Source organism: Vibrio sp. 1S139, from assembly GCF_041439475.1.
Taxonomy (GTDB): Bacteria; Pseudomonadota; Gammaproteobacteria; order Enterobacterales; family Vibrionaceae; genus Vibrio; species Vibrio crassostreae_C.
Genome location: NZ_JBGOOD010000051.1, coordinates 13,833 through 35,394, shown reverse-complemented (window position 1 = coordinate 35,394; position 21,562 = coordinate 13,833). Strand labels below are relative to the sequence as shown.

Annotated in this window: 18 protein-coding genes; 12 read left to right on the top strand and 6 right to left on the bottom strand. The window is 40.6% G+C overall.

All coding sequences use genetic code 11. The features are described 5' to 3' along the window. Positions 1–113: 113 nt before the first annotated feature. Complete coding sequence (gene arcA / locus ACED46_RS16220) at positions 114–1,334, bottom strand: arginine deiminase (RefSeq protein WP_017069412.1); 1,221 nt, start codon at positions 1,332–1,334, stop codon at positions 114–116. Positions 1,335–1,910: 576 nt separating this feature from the next. Between arcA and rraB the strand changes: the two genes are divergently transcribed. The 9 genes from rraB (at position 1,911) to ACED46_RS16175 (ending at position 11,568) form a co-directional block, all read left to right on the top strand. Then, on the top strand, positions 1,911–2,333 hold the full coding sequence (gene rraB, locus ACED46_RS16215) for a ribonuclease E inhibitor RraB (RefSeq protein WP_371721911.1): 423 nt from the start codon (positions 1,911–1,913) through the stop codon (positions 2,331–2,333). A gap of 138 nt (positions 2,334–2,471) precedes the next feature. Then, the gene (locus ACED46_RS16210; RefSeq protein WP_371721910.1) at positions 2,472–4,100 is read left to right on the top strand and encodes a tyrosine-type recombinase/integrase; all 1,629 of its coding nucleotides are present in this window, start codon (positions 2,472–2,474) and stop codon (positions 4,098–4,100) included. Beyond that, entirely contained in the window at positions 4,097–5,938 is a 1,842-nt protein-coding gene (locus ACED46_RS16205; protein WP_371721908.1) for a hypothetical protein, read from the top strand. The genes ACED46_RS16210 and ACED46_RS16205 overlap by 4 nt, the downstream gene beginning before the upstream one ends. Beyond that, positions 5,938–7,956, top strand: coding sequence for a hypothetical protein (locus tag ACED46_RS16200; RefSeq protein ID WP_371721907.1), 2,019 nt, complete (start codon positions 5,938–5,940; stop codon positions 7,954–7,956). Before ACED46_RS16205 ends, ACED46_RS16200 begins: the two co-directional genes overlap by 1 nt. Before the next feature lie 17 nt (positions 7,957–7,973). Further along, positions 7,974–8,468 (top strand): hypothetical protein, encoded by a 495-nt coding sequence (locus ACED46_RS16195; RefSeq protein WP_371721906.1) that lies wholly within the window; start codon positions 7,974–7,976, stop codon positions 8,466–8,468. 164 nt (positions 8,469–8,632) lie between these two features. Then, positions 8,633–8,881: a hypothetical protein gene (locus ACED46_RS16190; protein ID WP_001165850.1), complete on the top strand. Its 249-nt coding sequence runs from the start codon at positions 8,633–8,635 to the stop codon at positions 8,879–8,881. Between the two features lie 224 nt (positions 8,882–9,105). After that, complete coding sequence (locus tag ACED46_RS16185) at positions 9,106–10,413, top strand: hypothetical protein (protein WP_371721905.1); 1,308 nt, start codon at positions 9,106–9,108, stop codon at positions 10,411–10,413. After that, positions 10,410–10,718, top strand: coding sequence for a hypothetical protein (locus tag ACED46_RS16180; protein ID WP_137030329.1), 309 nt, complete (start codon positions 10,410–10,412; stop codon positions 10,716–10,718). Before ACED46_RS16185 ends, ACED46_RS16180 begins: the two co-directional genes overlap by 4 nt. Then, entirely contained in the window at positions 10,711–11,568 is an 858-nt protein-coding gene (locus tag ACED46_RS16175) for a hypothetical protein (RefSeq protein ID WP_371721904.1), read from the top strand. The genes ACED46_RS16180 and ACED46_RS16175 overlap by 8 nt, the downstream gene beginning before the upstream one ends. A 228-nt stretch (positions 11,569–11,796) precedes the next feature. On the opposite strand, the gene ACED46_RS16170 is transcribed toward ACED46_RS16175, so the two are convergent. The 5 genes from ACED46_RS16170 to ACED46_RS16150 form a co-directional block, all read right to left on the bottom strand. Further along, positions 11,797–15,579 carry a type I restriction endonuclease subunit R gene (locus ACED46_RS16170; protein WP_371721903.1) on the bottom strand — a complete coding sequence of 1,261 codons (3,783 nt, stop codon included), beginning with the start codon at positions 15,577–15,579 and terminating at the stop codon, positions 11,797–11,799. Positions 15,580–15,586: 7 nt separating this feature from the next. Next, positions 15,587–16,066 carry a dual specificity protein phosphatase family protein gene (locus ACED46_RS16165; protein WP_371721902.1) on the bottom strand — a complete coding sequence of 160 codons (480 nt, stop codon included), beginning with the start codon at positions 16,064–16,066 and terminating at the stop codon, positions 15,587–15,589. A gap of 59 nt (positions 16,067–16,125) precedes the next feature. Next, positions 16,126–17,337: a hypothetical protein gene (locus ACED46_RS16160; RefSeq protein WP_371721901.1), complete on the bottom strand. Its 1,212-nt coding sequence runs from the start codon at positions 17,335–17,337 to the stop codon at positions 16,126–16,128. Beyond that, positions 17,321–18,895, bottom strand: a complete 1,575-nt coding sequence (locus ACED46_RS16155; RefSeq protein WP_371721900.1) for an N-6 DNA methylase — start codon at positions 18,893–18,895, stop codon at positions 17,321–17,323. Before ACED46_RS16155 ends, ACED46_RS16160 begins: the two co-directional genes overlap by 17 nt. A gap of 119 nt (positions 18,896–19,014) precedes the next feature. Beyond that, entirely contained in the window at positions 19,015–19,224 is a 210-nt protein-coding gene (locus tag ACED46_RS16150) for a helix-turn-helix domain-containing protein (RefSeq protein ID WP_371721899.1), read from the bottom strand. A 106-nt stretch (positions 19,225–19,330) separates the two neighbouring features. On the opposite strand from ACED46_RS16150, the gene ACED46_RS16145 reads away from it, so the two are divergent. The 3 genes from ACED46_RS16145 (at position 19,331) to ACED46_RS16135 (ending at position 21,444) form a co-directional block, all read left to right on the top strand. After that, entirely contained in the window at positions 19,331–19,870 is a 540-nt protein-coding gene (locus ACED46_RS16145) for a hypothetical protein (RefSeq protein WP_053410591.1), read from the top strand. A 1-nt stretch (position 19,871) separates the two neighbouring features. Then, the gene (locus ACED46_RS16140) at positions 19,872–21,179 is read left to right on the top strand and encodes a HipA domain-containing protein (protein ID WP_371721898.1); all 1,308 of its coding nucleotides are present in this window, start codon (positions 19,872–19,874) and stop codon (positions 21,177–21,179) included. A 61-nt stretch (positions 21,180–21,240) separates the two neighbouring features. Next, positions 21,241–21,444, top strand: coding sequence for a hypothetical protein (locus tag ACED46_RS16135; RefSeq protein ID WP_258520981.1), 204 nt, complete (start codon positions 21,241–21,243; stop codon positions 21,442–21,444). Positions 21,445–21,562 lie beyond the last annotated feature (118 nt).

Genomic DNA, 21,562 nt, shown 5'->3' with positions numbered 1-21,562 from the left:
GGGGATTATCTGCTAACTGCAGGATCGTTCAAGTCTTCTTAAACGATCGGCATTAAGTAAATGAATAGTGGCCTAGATAAGATTATTGAGTCTGTTTAACTGAGCTCTTTGACTTAGATACCATCTCTTTCGATAGGGCAACTCATACAGCGCGCGCCGCCACGACCACGGCCTAGCTCGTTGCCAGGAATCGTTAGAACTTCGATACCCGCTTTGTCGTATTTCTCATTGGTGTAAACATTACGTTCATAACCAATCACGGTACCTGGTTTCACTGTCAGTACGTTGTTAGCGTCATTCCACTGTTCACGCTCAGCTTCGTAGTTATCACCGCCGGTAGTGATGATCTTCAGTTGATCAAGGCCTAGTGCGCCTTCAATCGCTGACAGGTAGTTTTCAGCTTTCTCGACACGCATTTCGCCGTTTTCTTTTGGCGTTAAGCGCCAAGTGTCGAGGTCTTTACGAACGATCTCTGGATAGACAGAGAACGTGTCTATATCCATGTGTGTCATCACCGTATCAAGGTGCATACAAGAGCGGTGTTTTGGTAGATCGATCGCAATCACTTCGCTCGCTTGGCCTGATCTAAATAGGCTAGCCGCTAGGTTTTCGACACCTTGTGGTTTCGTACGCTCTGAAATACCAACCAGTACCGCACCTTTACCGATAACCAGTACGTCACCGCCTTCAATGTTAGCGTTGTCGTAGTGAAGGTCTTCGTCACCAAAGTACTTAATGAAATCTTGGCCTGCGAACACTGGGTGCCAGCGGTAGATAGCACGCAGGTGGTTCGTTTCACGTTGACGTGCAGGCTTCATCATTGGGTTAAGCGATACACCACCGTAAACCCAGCAAGAAGTATCTCGCGTAAATAGGTGGTTAGGCAGTGGCTCGATAACGAAATCGAGTGGTCGATGCATTTTAGGCAGCATCGATGATGATTTGATAGGAAGCTCAGAGTAGGCCAAGCCACCGAGTAAGATCGTTGCTAGATGCTCATTATCCATTTGAGCAAGGTAGTTTCTTAAGTCACGGGCGAAAGTCGGCCCATAACGGAAATCTGAGATTTGAGTATTCAGCAACCACTCACGAGCCTGAGATACGGCAAGCGTTTCTACTAGCAGGTCATGCAGCAGTAGTACTTCTACGTCTTGGCTGCGCAGCGTTTCTGCAAAGGCATCATGTTCTTCACCAGCGGCTTCAACGGCAAGTACATCATCAAATAGAAGATCATGACAGTTTGAAGGGGTGAGGTGGGTGAGTGCTCTTTCAGGTCTATTTAGGAGAACTCGTCTCAATTGACCGACTTCGGAGCCAACGTACAGCTTACTCATTTTGCATCCTTACTATTAATCCAGCGTCTATTTATGACAAGCTTGTCCGTAATATGCAAGTTTTGTAGATTGAGTTAATACAAGGTATTTGGGTAATAATTGGTCATAAAACCTGTGATTTTTAAGTTTATACAGATTAAATTCCAACTAACTGGCTATCGAACGGAACAACGTTTTTGAGGATCTATGCTCAATTCGTGGCTTGTTAGAATTGAATTTTGCTTATTAATCGTGGTTTTTTATTCACTATTATGCACTTTTTGATAACAAGCTGAGGATTTATGCACCCCAAAAGCGGTTTAGCGTATGCACCTAACGTGACTAATCACGCAAGTTTTATTCAATAAGCCCTAAAGTGGCCACAAAAACGAAATGCTAAAATACGGCGCAGTTAATAAAATGTTGAAAATTTGTTTCTGTGATTTTGATTTCACTTTTGAATTGATATTGGCGCTGCGATCTCGCGATAAACTTACCTTTCTAGGCCTGATCTGGGTGGCTTTTCTGGACGATCCGTGCCATATTTCGTGGCAATCAAATTTGATCTTTTCATAGTCAACACTCTGGAGCAGACACATGTCTCACGAAGATGAATATCTATCAGTAGCGGAATTAATTGAATTTCAAAAGGAAGAGACTCGCGACATCATTACAGCATTAATTGAAGATGGTAGCGATCCTGAAGCTCTATACGATATCGAGCATCACCTATTTGCTGAAGATTTCGATGTGCTTGAGAAAGCGGTTGTTGAAGCATTCAAAATGGGCTTTGAAGTGCTTGAAGCTGAAGAGACAGAAGACGAAGATGGCAATAAGCTACTTTGTTGTGATGCAACGATGCAATGTACTCTGAATGCAGAAGCGATTGATGAGCAAGTTGAGAAGCTTGTAAACCTTGCAGAGAAGTTTGACATTATCTACGACGGTTGGGGCACTTACTACGAACACCCCTACGATTCTGATGAGTATGAAGACCCAGACGATTTTGATGAAGAGTAAAAGTGAGAATTTATGAGAGCCTTACCACATGGTGAGGCTTTTTTTTAACTCTTTTTGATTTTTGTTAACCATACACTTTTGTTGGTGAAAAAGTGTGATAAAGTGGTGCTGACTAGAGAATGAATTGGCGATATTCAAGTGACTGATATTATTTACGACATCAAGACAAAAACAATAAAGCACTTCACTTATCGAAAGCCATCAGTGTTTATTGATAAAAATGGTGAGCCTCAATGCGAATACTCTACAAACAAAGACAATCATACCCACATTAAGAAGATTATCTTTTTGAGCCTAGTGGGTTACGAGAAGGTGAATCTGCTAGATGAGAACGATAAACCAATTACAGATGAACACGGTAATCCGATTTTCGTTAAAGGGAAGGTGGTTTCATACGAACCAATGAATTACGTAAATGAATTCATTCTTGCGAAACACGTTATAGATGACAAAGAAGACGCTCAGCAAAGCTCTAAGGCTCTCGCTCATTTTTTCAGGTTTATATTGGATGTGCAGGAGAAATGGGATGATAAATACGATAACGAAGATTACGACCCTCTAATTGACCCCCCTCGTCCTGATTGGAATCGGTTTGATGCCAGAAAGAGCCACCGTGTCACGGTTATGTATAGAAATGTTGTCAAAAAGACCACTCTCGATGGTACAGGGTTAGCTAAAACTACAGCAGTATCATACGTACGATCGATGGTTGATTTTTATAAATATCATCTTAAACAAGGCATGAGATTCAACAACCCTCCATTTGAATTTGAGACCTTCCTTATTGATATCGATAACAGCGGTACTAACATGAAGGCTCATAAGCGCAAAGAGGTGCAAACCACCGACCTTCGATTAAGTTTCGCAAAATCTAAGCAAAATGATGGTGGAAGGCTACCTAATGCTCGACGCGAGTTAAAGCCGCTTGCCAATAGTGAATGGAAGGCAATTAAAAACATTCTTGTTCAGACTAAACGAGTGCTCAAGAACGTTAAGGGTGACGAAAAGCTAGTAAGTCTGCCTGAGGAGTATTGTTTGCTGTTTCGCCTTCTTCGTTATACAGGTCTGCGCAAGGAGGAGGGGGCGAGTTTACATCTAGGTCAAATTATTCGTCCTAATGCGGAGGGCGTTATGTTGAGGCTTGGTGTTGGTGACCAATATGGATCTCTGACTAAAGATCCTAGTGGCGGCTATAATAATAAATCTCGCCGTACAATTATCCCCAGCTCATTAATGCTTGAGCTTTACCAATATAGTCATTCTGAAAGATATAAAAATCGTTTTGAGAAATTTAGAGAGAGGTGTTTGGTTGAGAGAGAAGCTGGCAATGATGCGTACTTTGATGGTGTTGATGGTGTCGATGAGGCGAAGAAATATCTTTTTATTAGCAACTCAGGCGTTCCGTTTTTTAAGAAATTGGAAGAAATCAATACTCGATGGAATGAGGTAAGAAAAACCGCAGGGATGAATCTGGTCAATGATATTGATGCAGTAGTTCATAATCTTCGCGCTACTTTTGCTGTTTCTATTTTTCGGACGTTGTTGAAAAAAATGAACGCTGACGATGCGCTAGCACGAGTGTCAGCACTCCTTGGGCATGAAGACCTATCTACCACGTTGCTTTACTTAAAAGTAGCTCAAGAGCAGCCAACAGGTGACGAAATTTGGGAGGATGTGCTGGATTATCTCGGTGTGTTCGATGAGGAAGATGAGTTGGATAACCTCCCTGAGGTCGAAAAAACTTATAAAAATGGGGCATCTCAATGAGTCGTAAAGTGCATTCTAAATCCGTTCAGCTTGATGAAGACTTTTATGGGCAGCCTGCTGCAACGGTTGAGCCGATAAATTTGTCAGAATTGAAATTAAAGTGTGGTGGGGGTATCTCTCATATTGACCAACTGGTTTATAAAAATGCACCTAACTACTCCAAAAAAGGTGAAAAAATAAAAGGTGTTGACTATATCCCTGTTGTAGGCAGAGAACGCTTTGTTCGAGATGTCTACCTTCTACTAAAAATAGACTTCAATCGAACTAAGAAAGAGCATTGTAACCAGTTGAGGCTTTATATTCGTTGGCTCGATAAAACTCAACAAGAGCCTATTGATGGCGATTACTTCCATCCAAAACTCTATAACTCTTATATGGACTACCATCAAGAGAAATGCAGCCGTGGAGAGCAAAAATTAGCAACATGGAATTCAGCAAGGAGTATGCTGAGTTTCTTTCTTCGCTCTCTGAATCGTAACCTTGAAGCAAAGACGTTAAAGTCTATCAAAGGGGTAAAAAAAGAGGCTGAATCTCACAAAGGGATTGATGTCTCTGGTGAGTTAAGACCGTTAGTTCGATGTTTCATTTCTGCTTTTGGTATATTTAGAAAGCACTTTCTTGAGGGGAGTCAACCAGATATTCACCCCTTCTGGGATGAGCAGAAGTTTAATCTGGTGGCAGAACAAGAAGGGTGGATTGGACAAAAGCTAGTAGGACATAAGTCATCTTTTAAAAGAACTATGCGAACCGAAGCTTCAGTACGTAACCATTTCATTGAGTTGGCTGCCATATTAGCGTTTTGCTTCACAGGACAGAATACTACCCCTCTCTTAAACCTGCGCTTTAGGGATGTGATATTTACACAAGAGTTCCATGGAAAGGTGTACTTCGTTATGACTAAAGCCCGTGCAAACTACTTGGGCTTTGACACCTCAATGGGTTTTCATAAGAGAACGCAAGAGTTCTTCCATCAATGGCTAGACATTTCCAAGGAACTTCAGAAGGGAGCTGGCACTGATTGGGTGTTTCCTTACTTTATGAAGTCGGGTGAAATCAAAGGGTGTATTGAAGCGGGAAAAACCACTCCTCAGAAGAGGATAAATAGTTTTACCAAAAAATTAGGGTTTGTTCACATCACTCCTTCGATATTACGTCAAACCAAGATCGATGTTTTAATGAAGGTTACTGAAGACATTTACCTAGTTTCTCGGTCAGCGAATCACGATGTTACAACTACTAAGCGTAGTTATGCTCATGGTAACGAAAGCGATCATAGACGAGGTATTGCTGCGACAACTGAAGCTCTGTTTGACGTTGTAAAAAATGGCACAGATGCCCATGAAGCTGCAAATCAGGCAAAGTTTTACCATGCCGATGTGCTGAGTGATTACGACTATAAGCGCCTGCGAAAAGAAGAACGGGAAAATGACAGGCAAACACCCATTGGCACTCGCTGTAAAGATGCTACGAAAGGTGCAGCAAGTACCATTAAGAAAAACCTCGAAAAAATGGGCATTAAACAGCTAGAAGAAACTGTTTGTACGGATTTTCTGGATTGTTTTGAATGTGAATATCATCGATTGGTGTCTGAAGTGGAAGATATTTGGTTGATGTTCTCTTTCAACGATACGCTGGAAGAAATGAAAAATTATCCCGCCATTAATAGTTTACCAACGGATAAGTTTTACAAGCTGTGTAGCACTATAGAATCGATTTTAACGCAATTTAAAGCGGTTTCTCCTGATAATTATGCGAAAGCACAAGAAATGCATAGCGAAGCTCCTCACCCACTATATAGCGATGGGTATAGCCTACTGGACTTGCTGGAGGTATTTTAATGAATAACTATAAACATAGTATCCAGAATGACGTTACCTCACTAGCTCCATTCCAAAAGTCTAAAACAGCGTTTTTAATGGAGGGGTTAGATAAAATCGATTCTAAGGATAAGCCATACCACGTTGAGGAGTGGGATTTTTCACCATCGCATACGGTTGGGGTTCGATATAGCTTAACCGTGAGCTTTAGAGCAACTAAGCCTGAATATGTTGATGGAATACAGGATGCATTATACAAGGTGCATCACAATTACAAGGATAAAAACTCATCGTATTTATCAGTCAATATGATGGATAGTTTGAAATATGGATTGCAGCATGTCACAGACTGCTTAGGGAGCACAGAATGGCGTAATCTAGAAAAAAATCGCGAATGGAAATTTTTCCTTTGTCACCTGAAACAAAAAAAACTCGGCTCAACCAGTATAAATAAAGTTCTTTATGCATTAAACAAACTAACGGATTCGGGGGAGTTAAGCGCCTACGTTGATTCAAAGAAACTAATACAATGTGTATCCAGTCATGAGTCAAAACAGCGAGTCGCGCTCCCACATCGATTGTATCAGCGCATCCTGTCTCGTGCTCTAGAAGTTGTTGAAACATATCACCCCTATCGTCATGACATCTCTAACGTTATGGCTGAAGCGTATGACATTCAGAAGAGAGTCAAGTCAGGAGAAAAGCTTGCTACTGACCGTCGTGGTTATGGGCGTGATGAACTATCAATGTCACCAGAAGGAATTGAGCAAAGAGTTACTAGAAACATAAAGCGCATAGTTCATGATATCCCCGACTTTAAAGTAAGCTTAAAAGGTGTAGCGCTCTCTGAAATTATGGCTAGTTGTCTGATTATCGTTCAAGGGTTCTCTGGTGTCAGACTTGGCGAGGCTATGAGTTTTAATGCTAATAGTGCTGGTGAAATAACAGTTAATGGTAAAAAAGTTACCGTCCTGAAAGGAGAAACAACTAAAGGTTACAATGCAAAACCTAAAGTTGTTACATGGCAATCGCATCCCGTAGCTAAAGTTGCGCTAGAACTAGCCTACGACATGATGGCGTTCGCCAGAAAGTATTATAAGGAGGGGGTTGATGAAAAAGAAAGACAAGGTGAAACCTCAGAAAATATTAACAATATGAGAAAACAACTTGAGTCAGCGTTTTTAGTTCCGACTACGGCAAAGCAGGCAAGTAATAACTACATATTCAGCTCGTGGAAAGCACTGAAAAAATTTATCAAAAATTTAGATTACAAGGCAACGATTGAAGATGTTGAAGAATTTAATATGCTCAATCCAACAAGGGAAGGAGAGTTAAAAGTTGGCGGCACATACTCAGGCTTGTCTTCTCACGACTTTAGACGAACTTTTGCGGTATTTTTTGTTCGGTACGGGTTTGGTACGGCCTCTGGAATTAAATTTCAGTTCAAGCACGAAAATATTAATATGTCAGGCTACTATGCCAACAACGCTGAACTTGCGCAGATGAATGACCTTCTAATGGATGAAGAGATCCTTGAAGACTTGAAAGAAGCAGGTATTGATTTAGGTGTTGATTTTCTTGATGAAATCTTTAACCAAAGTGAGCACCTGAGTGGTGCTAAAGGTAAGGTAATCATGCAAGACCGAATGAAGAAGCTAGAGGCAGGAGAGAGCATCTTCATGACTCGTGATGAAATCGAAGAAAACATTCGTCGCGGTAATTTCCATATTATGCAACTCCCCAGTGGTGCCTATTGTACTAATGGTTCATGCGACCGTGTATGTGGCACTCTATCTTTCAGAGCGGAGGTCAAAGAGTGTGAGCATAAGGTTGTTACCGATAAAGGTGCCAAAATGATTGCCAAACAACGAGATCGACTGATTGCTAAGTTTACGAACCTTAACACTGGCGACCCGTTGAAAAGTTCAATCTTGAATGGCTTAAAACAGAAAATTCAAGTTGAAGAACTGACGCTTAAGGCGCACGAAATCTCTTACACGCCATTTAACGATGAAATCATCTTTAATAGCGCTAATTAAGAGATGGAGCCGATATTATGAGCCAAGAAGAACTAAAAAAGCTGGTACAAGAAGAGAAATCTCTTTCCGCTGAAGAAAAGCTCCAAAGGGCATTAGACCGCCTGATAGGTAAAGGTGGTAAGCCTCTGAGAACAAAGGTAAAGGGTCGCCTAACGCTTAATAAAATTAACAATGAGGCTGGTTTAGGGCGAAGCTATATCCATAAGTTTAAGGATTTTGTTGAAAAGGTCGCTAACCCAGCAATCGAAAAATACAACGCTTCCTTGGATGATCCTAGACAATCGGAGCAAATAGCTTCGGAGTCAGGAGATATGAGTGAAATTAATAGACTCCGAGCCGAATTAAATCGTGAAAAGGAACTAAAGATCGAGTATCGGCGGGAGCGAGATGAGGCGCTTGCTATCAATACTAAACTCGAAACATTAAATAAGTCACTAATGTTTCGTGTGTACGAACTTCAGGAGCAGCTTTCTGCCGAAGTTGTGGAGTTCGAGCATCACAAAAAGTCTTAACTGCCAGTTTTTTGCTGCTATTTGGTAAATGTTGTTTTTTGACTGGTAGTCAAGCCACTTAACGTAAACACGCATTCATGTAATGAAGTTAAAAATTAACGCGGCAATCAAATTTTAAAAATGATTAATCAAAATTTAAATTTGATTAAGGAGAAGGGGGTTAAGTGCAGATCAAAGAAGCCAAAATAAAATTCGACGCAGGATGCTTTAAACAAGCATGTATTACAGACGCTCTTATGAGCCAAGGGTACAATTTAACTTTAATTGGCAAGAAACAAGCTGATAATGCTGTTTTGAGTAGCCAGAGGGCTTCTGAAGAAGCAAAAGCGTTTAAAAGTTATGATGCTGCAATAAAGGCAGCAAAAGACATTGGTTTTCAAGATGTCACTGTAAGATTGTCACGCTTAAGATAGTTTAAATATCAACTGGCTACTTTGATTTGTGGGTTGTTTCAGAGATGTTCTAATTAGTTGCTACCTCATATTGTCTGAAGACAATATGTCTGATCGTTTTACAATCAAGTTTTCTTTGCTAAATCAAGTAGAAGCGCTTGAGCCGAAGGTGTACCATCCGTGCTATGCTTTTTGACTTTCCGTTCGCTAGCAAGAACTGACACAATTACTAAGTTGGCTGAAAAATGAGAAAACTAACTGACTCTCAAATAGTTCTAAATAGAATCCGACAACATAGGGTTTACCGAAAATACCTTAAGACAAGGATAAAGCGTATTCGAAATGAAAAGTCTCAACCAGAAAAGCAGAGAAAAAGAGATGAAGACAATTACTTTCACTCAATGCATTTGAGTGCGTACAAGAGGATAAATAACTCTACAACAAAAGCTAAAACAAGCCGCTACGGTAATTATACCCTCAAAATCCCCAAACGCTTTTGCCTTTACTCGTCACCTGAGAAGGTTTTGCGAATAGTAAAGGAAGTTTCGGCTTTATCTGACTGCGACCATGTTAAAAGTATCTATATTGATCATTCGGGGTGTGTTGAGCACGACTTGGCGGCGGAGATGCTTTTGGCTAGTGCCGTAAAGAGCCTCAATTCATCAAAACCTAAAAGCTTTAGAATTACAGGTGTTCTGCCTGAAGATGAAAAAATGTCTAGGCTTCTCAAATCTGTTGGTGTAGTAAAAGATACAGCTGCACCAAAGTATCATGAACCAGATAGTGAATACTTAAAACTCTATAAAAAGAGAAGTCATCCACATGAAGCTAAAGAAGAAACTGAGAATGACCTACTTTTTGGTTCAGATAGAAAAACCATCGTAACGACAGGCTTTACTGAATACCTAAACGAAGTGCTAGGACTCATTTCAAGTAAACTTGATGGAGAAGAAGAGAGCAAGCTAACCAGATACCTATCAGAGGTGTTGGGTAATGCAGAAGACCACTCTGGTCATAAGCTGTGGCAGATTGTCGGTTACTTGGATTCTTTAGACCCTGAGAACTTGTGTTGCGAAATTGTCATTTTTAACATTGGAAAGACATTTTTCGAAACGTTTGAGGAAAAAACCGAAAATGCGCTTGTTAATGGTAAGCGACTCAAATATGTTGAACAACATAGATCCTCGATGAGTGAGGAACTGCTAACTCTTGTCTACGCAATGCAGCAGAATGCTTCCAGTAAATTAGATGAACAAATTGACCGTGGGCAAGGAACGAAGTACTTTTTGGAGCTATTCCATCATTTGATGGACAAAAATAAAACACCTCATAGTCGCCCTAAGATGTTCATACTTACTGGTGGAGCTATACTCAAGATGGATGGAACCTATGATCCAAGTGTATCTGAAGACAAGTTAGTGTATGCTATGAACCCTCAAAATGATTTATCTAAGCTTCCCGATAAACGATACATAAAGCCTTTAGGTGAACAGTGCTTCCCTGGAGCTGTAATCTATATAAGGTATTCTCTGCAAGAAGTTAATGAGCTATGAAACAAACAGTTGATCTTCGTTCTATTGCTGGTCGAGTTTATGTCGGGCGTCCGAGAGGAAAGAGTGCGAGAAATTACTTCAAAATAGAAGAATTCGAACGTCAAGGCTCGTTTCCTATAACGGTGATTTTTCCTAGTAATGCAAAAACCCTCGCAAGCTCTTTTTTTCTTGGAATGTTTGGCGAAAGTGTTAGGAAATCTGGTTCCCGTGAAGAATTTCTGAAACGTTTTAAGTTCGAAGCCAGTAATCAGATTATGAGTGAGATTGAAGTTGGCATATCAGAAGCCCTGTCGGCTAGTGAATAAATTGAGCTTAAAATTAATTCCCTACGCTTTTATGCTGGTTTCCTCTTGCTCAAAAGCGGACACTTTGGAAGACGTCACATGCTATCTTTCTGATGCAGTACCAGAATGTGTTACTAGTGTAAAAGATACAGGTCGTATCAATGTCGTATTGAAACCTGAATACTCTGTTGTAAAAGTCGAACCTGTACATCAAACTATTAATCCAGTATTGCGCATACAAACAAGTTCTGAGTGGACGGTTAAAGATGTGGTGTCGGCAGTTTTAGCTGCTATTGGTACTGCTGGTTTTCTGCTCAACTTTTACAACCTTCTTTTAAGTAACCAAAATCGCAGAAAAGACCAATACGCAGAGCGTTTTCAATTCTGGCTCAAAGAAATAATCTACCCTCAACACATCCAGCCGCTTATTACAAAGCTGACTGATATAGCCCGCGATTATAACTCGTGGGTGAGTTTAGAGGACTCTGAGGAGAAGTCTTTAATGAGAGAGCGTTTCATGGAGACATGGCCAGAAGAAAAAATAGCCCTGCTAAAGTCCTTACCGAATGAACAGTCTTTGCCGTATTTGAACGAAGTCTTTTCGAGTGCTAAAGCGAATATTTTACAGCTTGATGAACTCCTATTGTCTACATATCTAACCGATGACATAGCTGATTTCCCGTGTGATGAGAGTTTTTTAAGTGCAGAAGCAGATACAGCGATAGATGAAGAAGCCGCAGTTTCTACGGAGGTGGAAGCTCATAGAGGTAGAGAACTATTAGATAAAATGATACAAGATATTTATTCTAGTATTTACGAAGCTCAGAAAAAACCACAAACAAGTCGCCGACCATCGGTAGGGGCTAAGTGACTGAATAGTTTTGACTTAAAGTAGCGTCAAGAGAGCCTGATGAACAGTCGTTTTAACGGTGATTGGATACCTATTAATAGTAACCTTAAAAGTTGAGAGCTTGAGTGTCCTGCGTATTTCGGAGCATTCCGAACAGCGGAAACAAGCGTCCGCAATCACCGAAATACGTTCCAAGGCATTAAGTTTCATTGTGCTTGGGGATAGTCATAAAGTTTTTAGCATTGCCTGTTAATGAATGGAATTATTCGAGTTATTCTTCCATTTACTATGTTTCCTAAAATCAACGACATTCGGGCTATTGGCGATGGCCTCATCGATCTCTGCCTGAGCATTTTTCTCTTCACAACGTTTTTGGTACTTTTTGCGTATGACGCTGGGTATCAAAACGAATGATGCCCAAAATGAAGCTTTTGCGGCATCATAAATAGCACTTTCAATGTATGTACGAAAATTCTCGTCTCCCGCAACTTCGACAGCATAAGCGATAAACTCATCATATATACTTCCATCTCTAGCAGACTGTAACGCCCAGACAATGCCACTACGCTCTCCATCATACAAAGGCAGTTCTAGCTCCTTTGTAGCTTGTTCAAGCTCTGACAAAGCGGTTATTGTGGTATCTAGCACCAATGAAGAAACAATACCTAACTCTTTAAGCTCACTGTAATATCCCGTAGTGAAAAGCGCATCAAAATCTCTCTCGTAGGGTAATTTAGCCTTGAACGTGATCGTGGCTAGTTCTTGAGCATTAGCAAGCCGAGAAACTTGAGAAGCGCGATAGAGTTTTTTATCTCCTAGTAGCATCGGGATTGGTTCAGATGGTCGCTCATCGTTACTGATGCGGTTAGGATTGTTTCTCTTAAAGTTTTCAGCCTGCTCGAAAATCTCTTTGTACACTTCATCACGGTCGATTGGCGGGTATCCCCATTCATCAAGCAAGATAATCAAGTCGAAATGCAGTTCAGCTTTGATATCGTCTCGCTTGTTCCAATCGGTATATTTGGCTTTATCATCAATGACTTTTTTTACCTCTTTTGACAGTTCAAGCAGCTTATCTTCTGGGTAGGTAAAGTCGTACTTATGAGCCAGTGAAATGAGAATGTCGTAAAACGCTTTTTCTTCAAAATTTATTCCCATTTCACCAAACGAGGCCATCTCAGCACGTAGTTCATTATAAAGGTTGATAATTTCATCTGAAAAATCATTAATGACTTCCGAGCGAAGTACATCCTTTTCGTCACGCTCATTGTACTTTTCAACCAACATATTCATTTTCTTGGTGAAATCGACACCTTTCACTTTGTTGGTCTTTTTAAACTCGCCAATCGCCTTAGCAAGCATTTGCTGAAGCAGTTGAAGTTTCGTATTGGGCTGCTTCACCATCTCCAGTTTGGCGAGATAATCATCATCAAAAATATCAATCTCGCCACCGTCTTTCTCACCCAGCTTAAAGATCTCTTCGACTCCATCACTGATCAGAGCATCTTTAACCAAGTCCCTTACTCTGCGGTTCATTTGCTCTACATCTGGTGCACCGCCAGTGGTGATTTTAAATACTATGGTTCGAACGGCTAGATAGTAATGAATCTTGTCTTTATGGGTTTTGGTCAGCTCACTGCTTCCCACACAAATGTCATAAGCTGATTTAAGTCGCTTAGTCAGATCCATAAACGTCTTTTCAAACTTCTTGGTTCTGAGTGCAAAGTCAGCCGAGGCATTTAAACAATGTAACTGCTCTAATGGAGTGCCATTGAAGTATGGCTTTGAATCGAACTTATGGAATAACCCATCTAACAGACTCAGGTGATCTTTAACGATAATGACCGACTGTTTAATGTCTTCTAGGTTCTGATTTTGCCCTGCTGTGTATTGAGAAAGAGCAAGGTTCATCTGTTTTTTAATGCCGATGTAATCGACTACCAAACCATTCTCTTTACCTTCAAATTTACGGTTTACTCTCGAAATGGTTTGGATCAGATTGTGCTTTTGCAAAGGCTTATCAATGTAGATGGTATCGAGAAACGGCACATCAAAGCCCGTTAACCACATATCGACTACAATCGCTATTTTGAAGTTCGATTTGCCATTTTTAAACTGACGATCCAGCTCTTTACGATACTCTTTGCTACCGAGTTTATTCCACAACTCTTTATCATCATCTTTGTCACGAGTCATAATCATCTTGACCCGCTCCATCGGCTTCACTTTTTTCTTATCGCTTTCCGATAAAGTCGCACCATCCTCACAGACCTTTACCTCATCCCACTCAGGACGAAGCGCAATCAGTTCTTTGTAGAACTGATAAGCGATTTCACGGCTGCTACAAACGAACATTGCTTTGCCTTTTTGAGTAGTGCCTTCTTCAACACGCTTCTCATAATGCTCAACAAAGTCTTTTGCTATGGCTTTGATGCGATCTGGGTCGCCCAGTATGGTAGACATACTCGCCATAGCCGTTTTGCTTTTATCTATTTGATATTCGTTTGTCCCTGCTTCTTCACACTCTTTATAGTATTTTTCGACTTCATCAAGCTGGCGACCATCAAGTAGCACTTTTGCTGCTCGGCCTTCATAAACAATACGAACAGTAATTTCATCGTAAACCGATTCTGTCATTGTATAGCTATCTACAACCGCACCAAAAACATCCAGCGTTGCGTCAATCGGTGTGCCAGTAAAGCCAACATAAGTAGCATTTGGTAAAGAGTCGTGAAGATACTTAGCAAAGCCGTAAGTCTTTTTCACTCCGTCTTCAGTAACGGTAATTTTCTGTTCTAAATTGGTTTGGCTGCGGTGCGCTTCATCCGAGATACAAATGAGATTGGTTCGCTCCGTCAGCAGCTCCAAATCTTCAGTAAATTTATGGATGGTAGTCAGGAATACACCACCACTTTTACGCCCCTTCAGGTGTTCACGAAGTTCAGCACGGCTCTCTACACTAATGATGTTTTGATCGCCCACGTAACCTTTTGCATTAGTGAATTGACCTGAAAGCTGATCATCTAGATCAGTACGGTCAGTGATGAGAATGATAGTGGGACTACCCAGTTCGACATCTTTCATCAGTAGACGAGATAGGAACAACATTGTGTAGCTCTTACCACAACCAGTCGCACCGAAATACGTACCACCTTTACCGTCACCACTCACCAGCTTCCCGTGCTTATCAAAGCACTTCATATGCTGTTTGATATTGGCAAAAAGCTTGGTTGCTGCGTAATACTGAGGGTAACGACAAACAATCTTTTCTTGTTTGCTTGAAGTATCAGGAAAGTAGATAAAGTGACGTATAACATCAGTGAGTCGTTTTTTGTTAAACAAGCCGCTGATCATTGTAAAGAGGGAATCGATTCCATCTTTATCTAGCTTCTCTTCACCCGTAATTTTACGCCAAGAGTAATAGAACTCGTATGGGGCAAAGTAAGACCCCATTTTGCTGTTCACACCATCACTAATCACACACAGAGCGTTGTATTTAAATAGTTCAGGGATATCTCGATCATAACGAGTGGTTAGCTGTTGATACGCATCGTAGATAGTCGCCTCTTCACGAATGGCACTCTTAAATTCAAATACCACAAGTGGTATGCCGTTAATGTAAAGAATCCCGTCAGGGATACGCAGCTCATAGCCTTGTATCTCCATTTGGTTAATGATTCGGTAGCAATTGGTATCGAGATCAACGTAGTCGAGAAGCTGAATGTATAAGTCTTTCTGGCTTGCATCTTCACGTTTGAGTAAAAAACCATCAGAGACAAACTTCATTATGGTTTTATTGGTATCGTAGAGATCCGAAGCAGGAAGATACTCAAGCTTATGGATGATTTGCTCTATCTCATAGGCTGTAATACCTTCCGCGTGATAACGTTTAGCTAGAAATTCACGAAGATCGGACTTAATCAGCACATCTTCAGGTGCTCTTTCAATCATCTCACCACGAGTATGTGGATAGCCTTCTTTCCCTAGCAGTTCAATAATGGCTTGTTCTAGCCGTTCTTCTGTGAATTTCATAGTCATCTTAAAGCCAACGATTCTTGATATATTCTAAATTGCCACGCTTAGGAAAGTAGTTGTTGTAGTAGCGTGATTTAAATTCTGTTATCGCATTTTTAGTGGCAAGTAGGTCATTTTCGAGTAAGTACATCAGTGCAATAGAAGGGCTTCTAGACTCACCTAAACTACAATATATGAAAACTTTGTCTTGGTCTTCCAATGCAGATTTGATGAACTCAAGAGCAGGGTTAATCATATCGTCACTGACATACGCTGGGTTGTCACCATCTATCATATTGAGATAAATGGCATCATCCGTCTGCTTAAACAGGTAATAAGGATTGTCTTTATTGCAACCTCTGCCTGACCAACCAACAACGGATTGATGAGTAACATATCCATTAGCTCGATTCAGAGCACAGACAATTTTCATCCCTTCGTTGACAGCTAATTGATACTCTTCTTTAGTTCCTACATATATGTTCCAATTACCGATCTGCTGCATTTACGCACTCCATATTTGCTTAATATTACTGAGCCTCTAAAAATTCCTATCTAACCTACTTAAACTGTTGCCAATCTACTCAAAACAATAGCTCTTAACTCTTTCAGTTTTTGCGAAGTTTGGGCTAGGGCTTCAATCTTTGAAAAGATTACTTCAGCGATACCCTCAAACTTGGCAAGAACACTTTTAGATGGAACTAAAACCAAAAACTCTTCAATATCTGCCTTTGTTAGAGCTTGTCGAGTAGAAGCACCTTCACTGGTCCCTAACAATCTAGACTTATAGCTCGAACTAGCTAAGGCACACTGCAAGTAATAGGACATATCTAGGTTTGGTCGAATTATCATCACGTGTTGGTTTACTCTGGCGGGTAATACCGAATTTGGCACAACGCAACAGCGAGCAACAGAAACCCCCGTAATATTGATAAGTACATCTCTAGGTTCAATTTCTACATTCACCAGCTTTTTAGCTTGAACGTCATCAATGAATGCAAGATCTTCGTACACAAATTGATAATCGTGTACATTCATACTACGGATAAGAGAAATACCTTGGGATTTGTATGCGCCTTTACCACCTCTTGGTGTTGAACCGCTACCTATTTTGTTTGCCAACTCATCAATACGCTTGATCTCCCAACCTTCTGGTATTATTGGAAAGTCTAAGTTTTTTGTTTCTGCCAAGACGATTGATTCATCAGGTATAGAAAAATCAACAAACCACTGTTTGTAAATTGCTTGAGCGGTATCTTCTAGCTTTTGAGTAAGTTGTTCGTTGAGTGCAATACGGTCATTCACCACATTGTATTCACGCACGATTTCACGCTGCTTTTCGATAGATGGGACTGGTAGTTCCATATCGCAGAAATCGTCCCACTCTAAGCTTCCTCGAACGCCTCCTACAGCTAGAAAACAAGCGTGTCTATCAAACTCAGATCGTGACATCCACATCATCAAATATTCAGGATCCAATGATTCTGTATTAACAACCTCAAATACTGGATATGCTTGAGAAATAATTGCTTCATCAAAATCTATTTGTAGAGCTACTGGGATTTTTTTATCTCGCCTTACTTGCATTAAGCTGCAAGCAAATTGCCCTTTTTTTATGATTTTATAGTTGGCCATATCTGTCCCGACAGTATTTGCCACTGAAGGGATAAACTCTTTAGAAATCGACAAACCTAACAGAGTCTTAACTTCCAAATTCCTGTTTCGAACATCGACCAAACGGATGTAATCGCCAATTTTTTTATAGTTCGATGTCATAACCAAGCTCTTTAAATACAGATAAAAGTTCAATCTTTGATTTCTGTTCAGCTTTGAGTAAATCCCTCATATCTGTTTGTATAGAAATCATTTTTTCTTCAAAATCAACCTGTTCATCTTTATTCACAAACTCTATGTACTTACTTGGTACGAGTGAATAATCTTTAGCTTTGATCTCATCTTTAGATGCTGAATAGCAATATTCAGCAACATTTTCATAACCTGAATCCTCGCATTGCCAGCGATGGAAGGTGGAAGCTATATGCTGAATATTTTCTTGCGAGAATTGGATAAACTTCTTCTCAAATGGAACACCGATTTCACGGAGATCCATAAATAAGACTTCGTCCTTTCTATCTCTGTAGTCTCGGGTATGATCCGCTTGTTCTAAAGTGCGTTTTTTCTTATTTTTATTTATTATCCAGAGTGTCACGCTAATGTTGGTCGTGTAAAACATATTTTGAGGCAGTATCAGAATTGCTTCCACCAAGCCATTTTCTACGAGCTTTTTTCGGATTGCTTTCTCGGTTCCATCACCAGACAAAGCACCATTTGCCAAAATAAACCCAGCCACACCATTTTCTTCAGACAGCTTTGATACCATATGCAATATCCAGCCGTAGTTGGCATTGCTGGTTGGTGGTGTTTCGTAGCCGTCCCAACGATGATCATCAACCAGCTCATCGGAAGCTCGCCAATCTTTTTGGTTAAATGGTGGGTTTGCCATAATAAAATCAGCTTTCAGGGTTTCGTGCTGATCATTGGCAAAGGTATCTTTGGCGGCTGCGCCAAGGTTGGCAGAGATACCACGAATAGCGAGGTTCATTTTCGCTAGTTTGTAGGTTGCGCCTGTGTACTCTTGACCATACACAGAAACGTCTTTCTTGTTGCCTTTGTGGTTCTCAATGAACTTCATTGACTGAACGAACATCCCGCCCGAACCACAACAAGGGTCATAGATCTTGCCTTTGTATGGTTCAATCAATTCTGCAATTAGGTTAACGATGCTCTTTGGTGTGTAAAACTCACCCTTGCCCTTACCCTCTGCAATCGCAAATTTAGATAAGAAATATTCGTAGACACGACCCACCACATCTTCGTGCGGATTCGCTAAGGTATCGATGTTGTTAATCACATCGATCAGTGCAGATAGCTTGCTCACATCCAAACCAAGACGAGAGAAATAGTTATCAGGCAATGCACCTTGTAGTACTTTGTTGGTTTTCTCGATGGTGCTTAAAGCTGTATCGATCTTTAGAGCGATATCTTCTTGTTTAGCGTTTTTCTGAACAAAGCTCCAACGGCTCTCTTCAGGTAGATAAAAAACATTGTCCTTGGTGTAAGCAGGCACCATATCAATGTGTTTTTCTAGCCCTGCATCAATTAGCTTTTGACGTTGTTTTTCAAAGGTATCACTGATGAACTTGAGGAATATCAGGCTTAATACGATGTGTTTGTATTCGGATGATTCAACACTACCACGTAGCTTGTTGGCTGCATCCCAGAGTGTTTCTTCAAATGATTTTTCGTTTTTCTTTGCTGCTGGTTTCTTAGCCATGTTCTTGTTTGCCATGCGAAATTTAGTGGGGAAATTTTACCGTAATATGCAACATACGCCTAGCGTGCTGCCTAGTAGATGTACATTGTTTGTCGTGGTTAATGAAAATCAACCGTGTTTTAGGGGAGAAGCTCCGTAGCATCACAGCCCAAGGTCTCCGCAATTTCATACAACTTCTCAATCGTGATATTGACTTCACCGCGCTCAATGCGTCCTACATAGCTTCTATCTATCTCTGCGAACAACGCGAGTTTATCTTGAGTTAATCCTTTAGATTTCCTCATTTTTGCAATGCGTTTGCCCACAAGTGCTGCAAGCTTCTTGTTCATGTTTTTTATTTATGAAATTAATTTGTTGAACAATTGCACAGTTGCGGCATATAACTCCACGGATTATAATCCTCAAAATCATCAATAAAGGCCGTTTTTTGAACACATGAAGGTAAAGATCAGAAAAGAGTTATTTCTCGCCATTTATTACAATGAACATTTCTCTGCCAATGACTTAAAGTCGTTTCCATTAGACGGTGATGAGAAAGAGTATTTATCGGATGAATACGTCGAAAAAAAATTGAAGGAAATGTCGCTTATCGGTGCAGTCCTGTCGTGCGGTTTCGATAAGCATGGAGATGAGTTGTTTTCCAAAGGTTTTATGTTTAACCATACCGACTGGGAGGTTGTTGATTACGACAATTACAGTGAGGATTCCAATTATCTTTCTCTCAAGAAAGAAAGTCTCTTGACGATTTTGCAAGATAAACAGTCAGAGCTGTCAGAGTCCTATTCTCTTCATAAAAGAACATGGAAGCATTTCAATCGGTTGTGTACTCAACACTCAGAACTTCGGGTGTGTTTAGACGAGTATATATCCGAGTATGACAATCGTAGATTGGATCTCAAAGCCGAAATGCAGGCAGTAGAAAACGCAATTACCTTCTACAAAAACACAGCACATGCAGTAGAAAGTGGGAGCTAATTTGTCCAATCCAATACTTTACGCACATGCCACAAATAGCAACATGCTCGTGGGGCAGTTTGTCCAACAGTCGAAGACCTACGGTGCATTTTCATACTCTGATGCGTGGTTAGCATATGATTCAGCTTTCCCGATCTCGTTAAGCCTGCCGCTCGTAAAGGGAGAATGCTCATCATTTAATGCACTGAATTTTATGCATAACCTGCTTCCTGACTTGGAAGAAGAACGATTAAGCCTTGCTCACTCGGTCGGTGTGCAATCCAACGATGTATTCACCTTACTCTCAAAATTTGGTCACGATTGCACGGGCGGCATTTCATTTACCGAGAGTAGGGAGCCGCCAAAGATAGGGTGGAAATATCGAGAGATCTCGGCAAGTGAATTAAATGAACTCGTTACCCAACGTAAGTCATTTCGTCCATTTTTTGGGGATTATCGACCTTGTATTTCAGGAACACAGCGAAAAACAACGTTAACTAGATTGAACGGTAAATGGTATGTACCTCAAGAGAAATCACTAAGTAGTCACATTATTAAATACCCAATGGATGTAATTGCGCAAAGCAACTCAGTACTAGATATGAGCAGCAGTGTTGAGAATGAATTCATCTGTACGCAAATTGCGAAGGAACTTGGTTTTAACGTTCCTAATGTGGAGATAATAACGACTGAATCAGGAGCTAAAGCCCTTGCAGTAAAACGGTTCGACCGATGTTTTGGTGATGGAGTTGTGACTCGTAGACACCAAGAAGATTTCTGCCAGATTTTCGGTGTACCTGAACATCTAAAATATCAATCGGAGAACAACCTCGGTGTTTCCAAAATTGTTGATGTTTTAAGTCTATCTGCGCAAAGCAAGACGAACAATCATAACTTTTTTAAGTTCATGATTTTACAGTGCCTTCTTGGTGCTACTGACGGTCATCTCAAGAATTTTTCCGTGCATATTGCTCCTGGCGGACACTATCAACTAACACCTTTCTACGATTTGCTATCAGCTTACCCCGCTGTCGGTAATAGGGGCTTAAATAAGCGCAAGCTAAAACTAGCAATGGGACTGCAAGCATCACGAGGATACAAATACCATATCAGCAAGATTTGCTTACGGCATATAGAGCAGACAGCGAGTCAGTTTGGTATCAGCAATGCGAATTGCCATGAAATCGTCTATGCCTTTCTCGCTCAATTTAGTAGCGCACTGAGTTCTATAGACAAAAGATTCCCTGGACAGGAGTTTGCGTTAGTAAAGGACGCCATATTTCAACATGCCATTGAAATCGTTGAAAAGTTAAACAGAACAATTAAGTAAACATCTGGGGTAACAATTGTTGCCCATGTTGTAAACATACTCGTTAGCAATGAGGGGAAATATGGCTGAAACCACGACCAATGGAAGTAATACGAATCTCGACTTGAAGCAGTCTTTCGCGCTGTTAAGTGTCGATAAGAATGGAATCGTAACGATGAAATTTGGTGATGAAGTAACGGTTTTTATGAATGACAAATGCCCAGCAATCGCAACAGATTTGTTAAAAGTGATCGCTTCAATAATAAACGGGAGTAGCCAGCAATGAAGCGCGAAAAAGAAAAGATCCGTGGTCTAACAGAAACTTCGTGTGAGAACCACTTCTGTTGATTGCTCCTTCCCAAGAAATGAAAAAAGAATTAGATGTGATCGTCGGTGATTATTCA

Bases quoted from the DNA above. Each gene is read 5' to 3' on its own strand.
- arcA (WP_017069412.1), bottom strand. From the start codon at position 1,334: ATGAGTAAGCTGTACGTTGGCTCCGAAGTCGGTCAATTGAGACGAGTT.
- rraB (WP_371721911.1), top strand. From the start codon at position 1,911: ATGTCTCACGAAGATGAATATCTATCAGTAGCGGAATTAATTGAATTT.
- ACED46_RS16205 (WP_371721908.1), top strand. From the start codon at position 4,097: ATGAGTCGTAAAGTGCATTCTAAATCCGTTCAGCTTGATGAAGACTTT.
- ACED46_RS16200 (WP_371721907.1), top strand. From the start codon at position 5,938: ATGAATAACTATAAACATAGTATCCAGAATGACGTTACCTCACTAGCT.
- ACED46_RS16195 (WP_371721906.1), top strand. From the start codon at position 7,974: ATGAGCCAAGAAGAACTAAAAAAGCTGGTACAAGAAGAGAAATCTCTT.
- ACED46_RS16185 (WP_371721905.1), top strand. From the start codon at position 9,106: ATGAGAAAACTAACTGACTCTCAAATAGTTCTAAATAGAATCCGACAA.
- ACED46_RS16180 (WP_137030329.1), top strand. From the start codon at position 10,410: ATGAAACAAACAGTTGATCTTCGTTCTATTGCTGGTCGAGTTTATGTC.
- ACED46_RS16170 (WP_371721903.1), bottom strand. From the start codon at position 15,579: ATGAAATTCACAGAAGAACGGCTAGAACAAGCCATTATTGAACTGCTA.
- ACED46_RS16165 (WP_371721902.1), bottom strand. From the start codon at position 16,066: ATGCAGCAGATCGGTAATTGGAACATATATGTAGGAACTAAAGAAGAG.
- ACED46_RS16160 (WP_371721901.1), bottom strand. From the start codon at position 17,337: ATGACATCGAACTATAAAAAAATTGGCGATTACATCCGTTTGGTCGAT.
- ACED46_RS16155 (WP_371721900.1), bottom strand. From the start codon at position 18,895: ATGGCTAAGAAACCAGCAGCAAAGAAAAACGAAAAATCATTTGAAGAA.
- ACED46_RS16150 (WP_371721899.1), bottom strand. From the start codon at position 19,224: ATGAACAAGAAGCTTGCAGCACTTGTGGGCAAACGCATTGCAAAAATG.
- ACED46_RS16145 (WP_053410591.1), top strand. From the start codon at position 19,331: ATGAAGGTAAAGATCAGAAAAGAGTTATTTCTCGCCATTTATTACAAT.
- ACED46_RS16135 (WP_258520981.1), top strand. From the start codon at position 21,241: ATGGCTGAAACCACGACCAATGGAAGTAATACGAATCTCGACTTGAAG.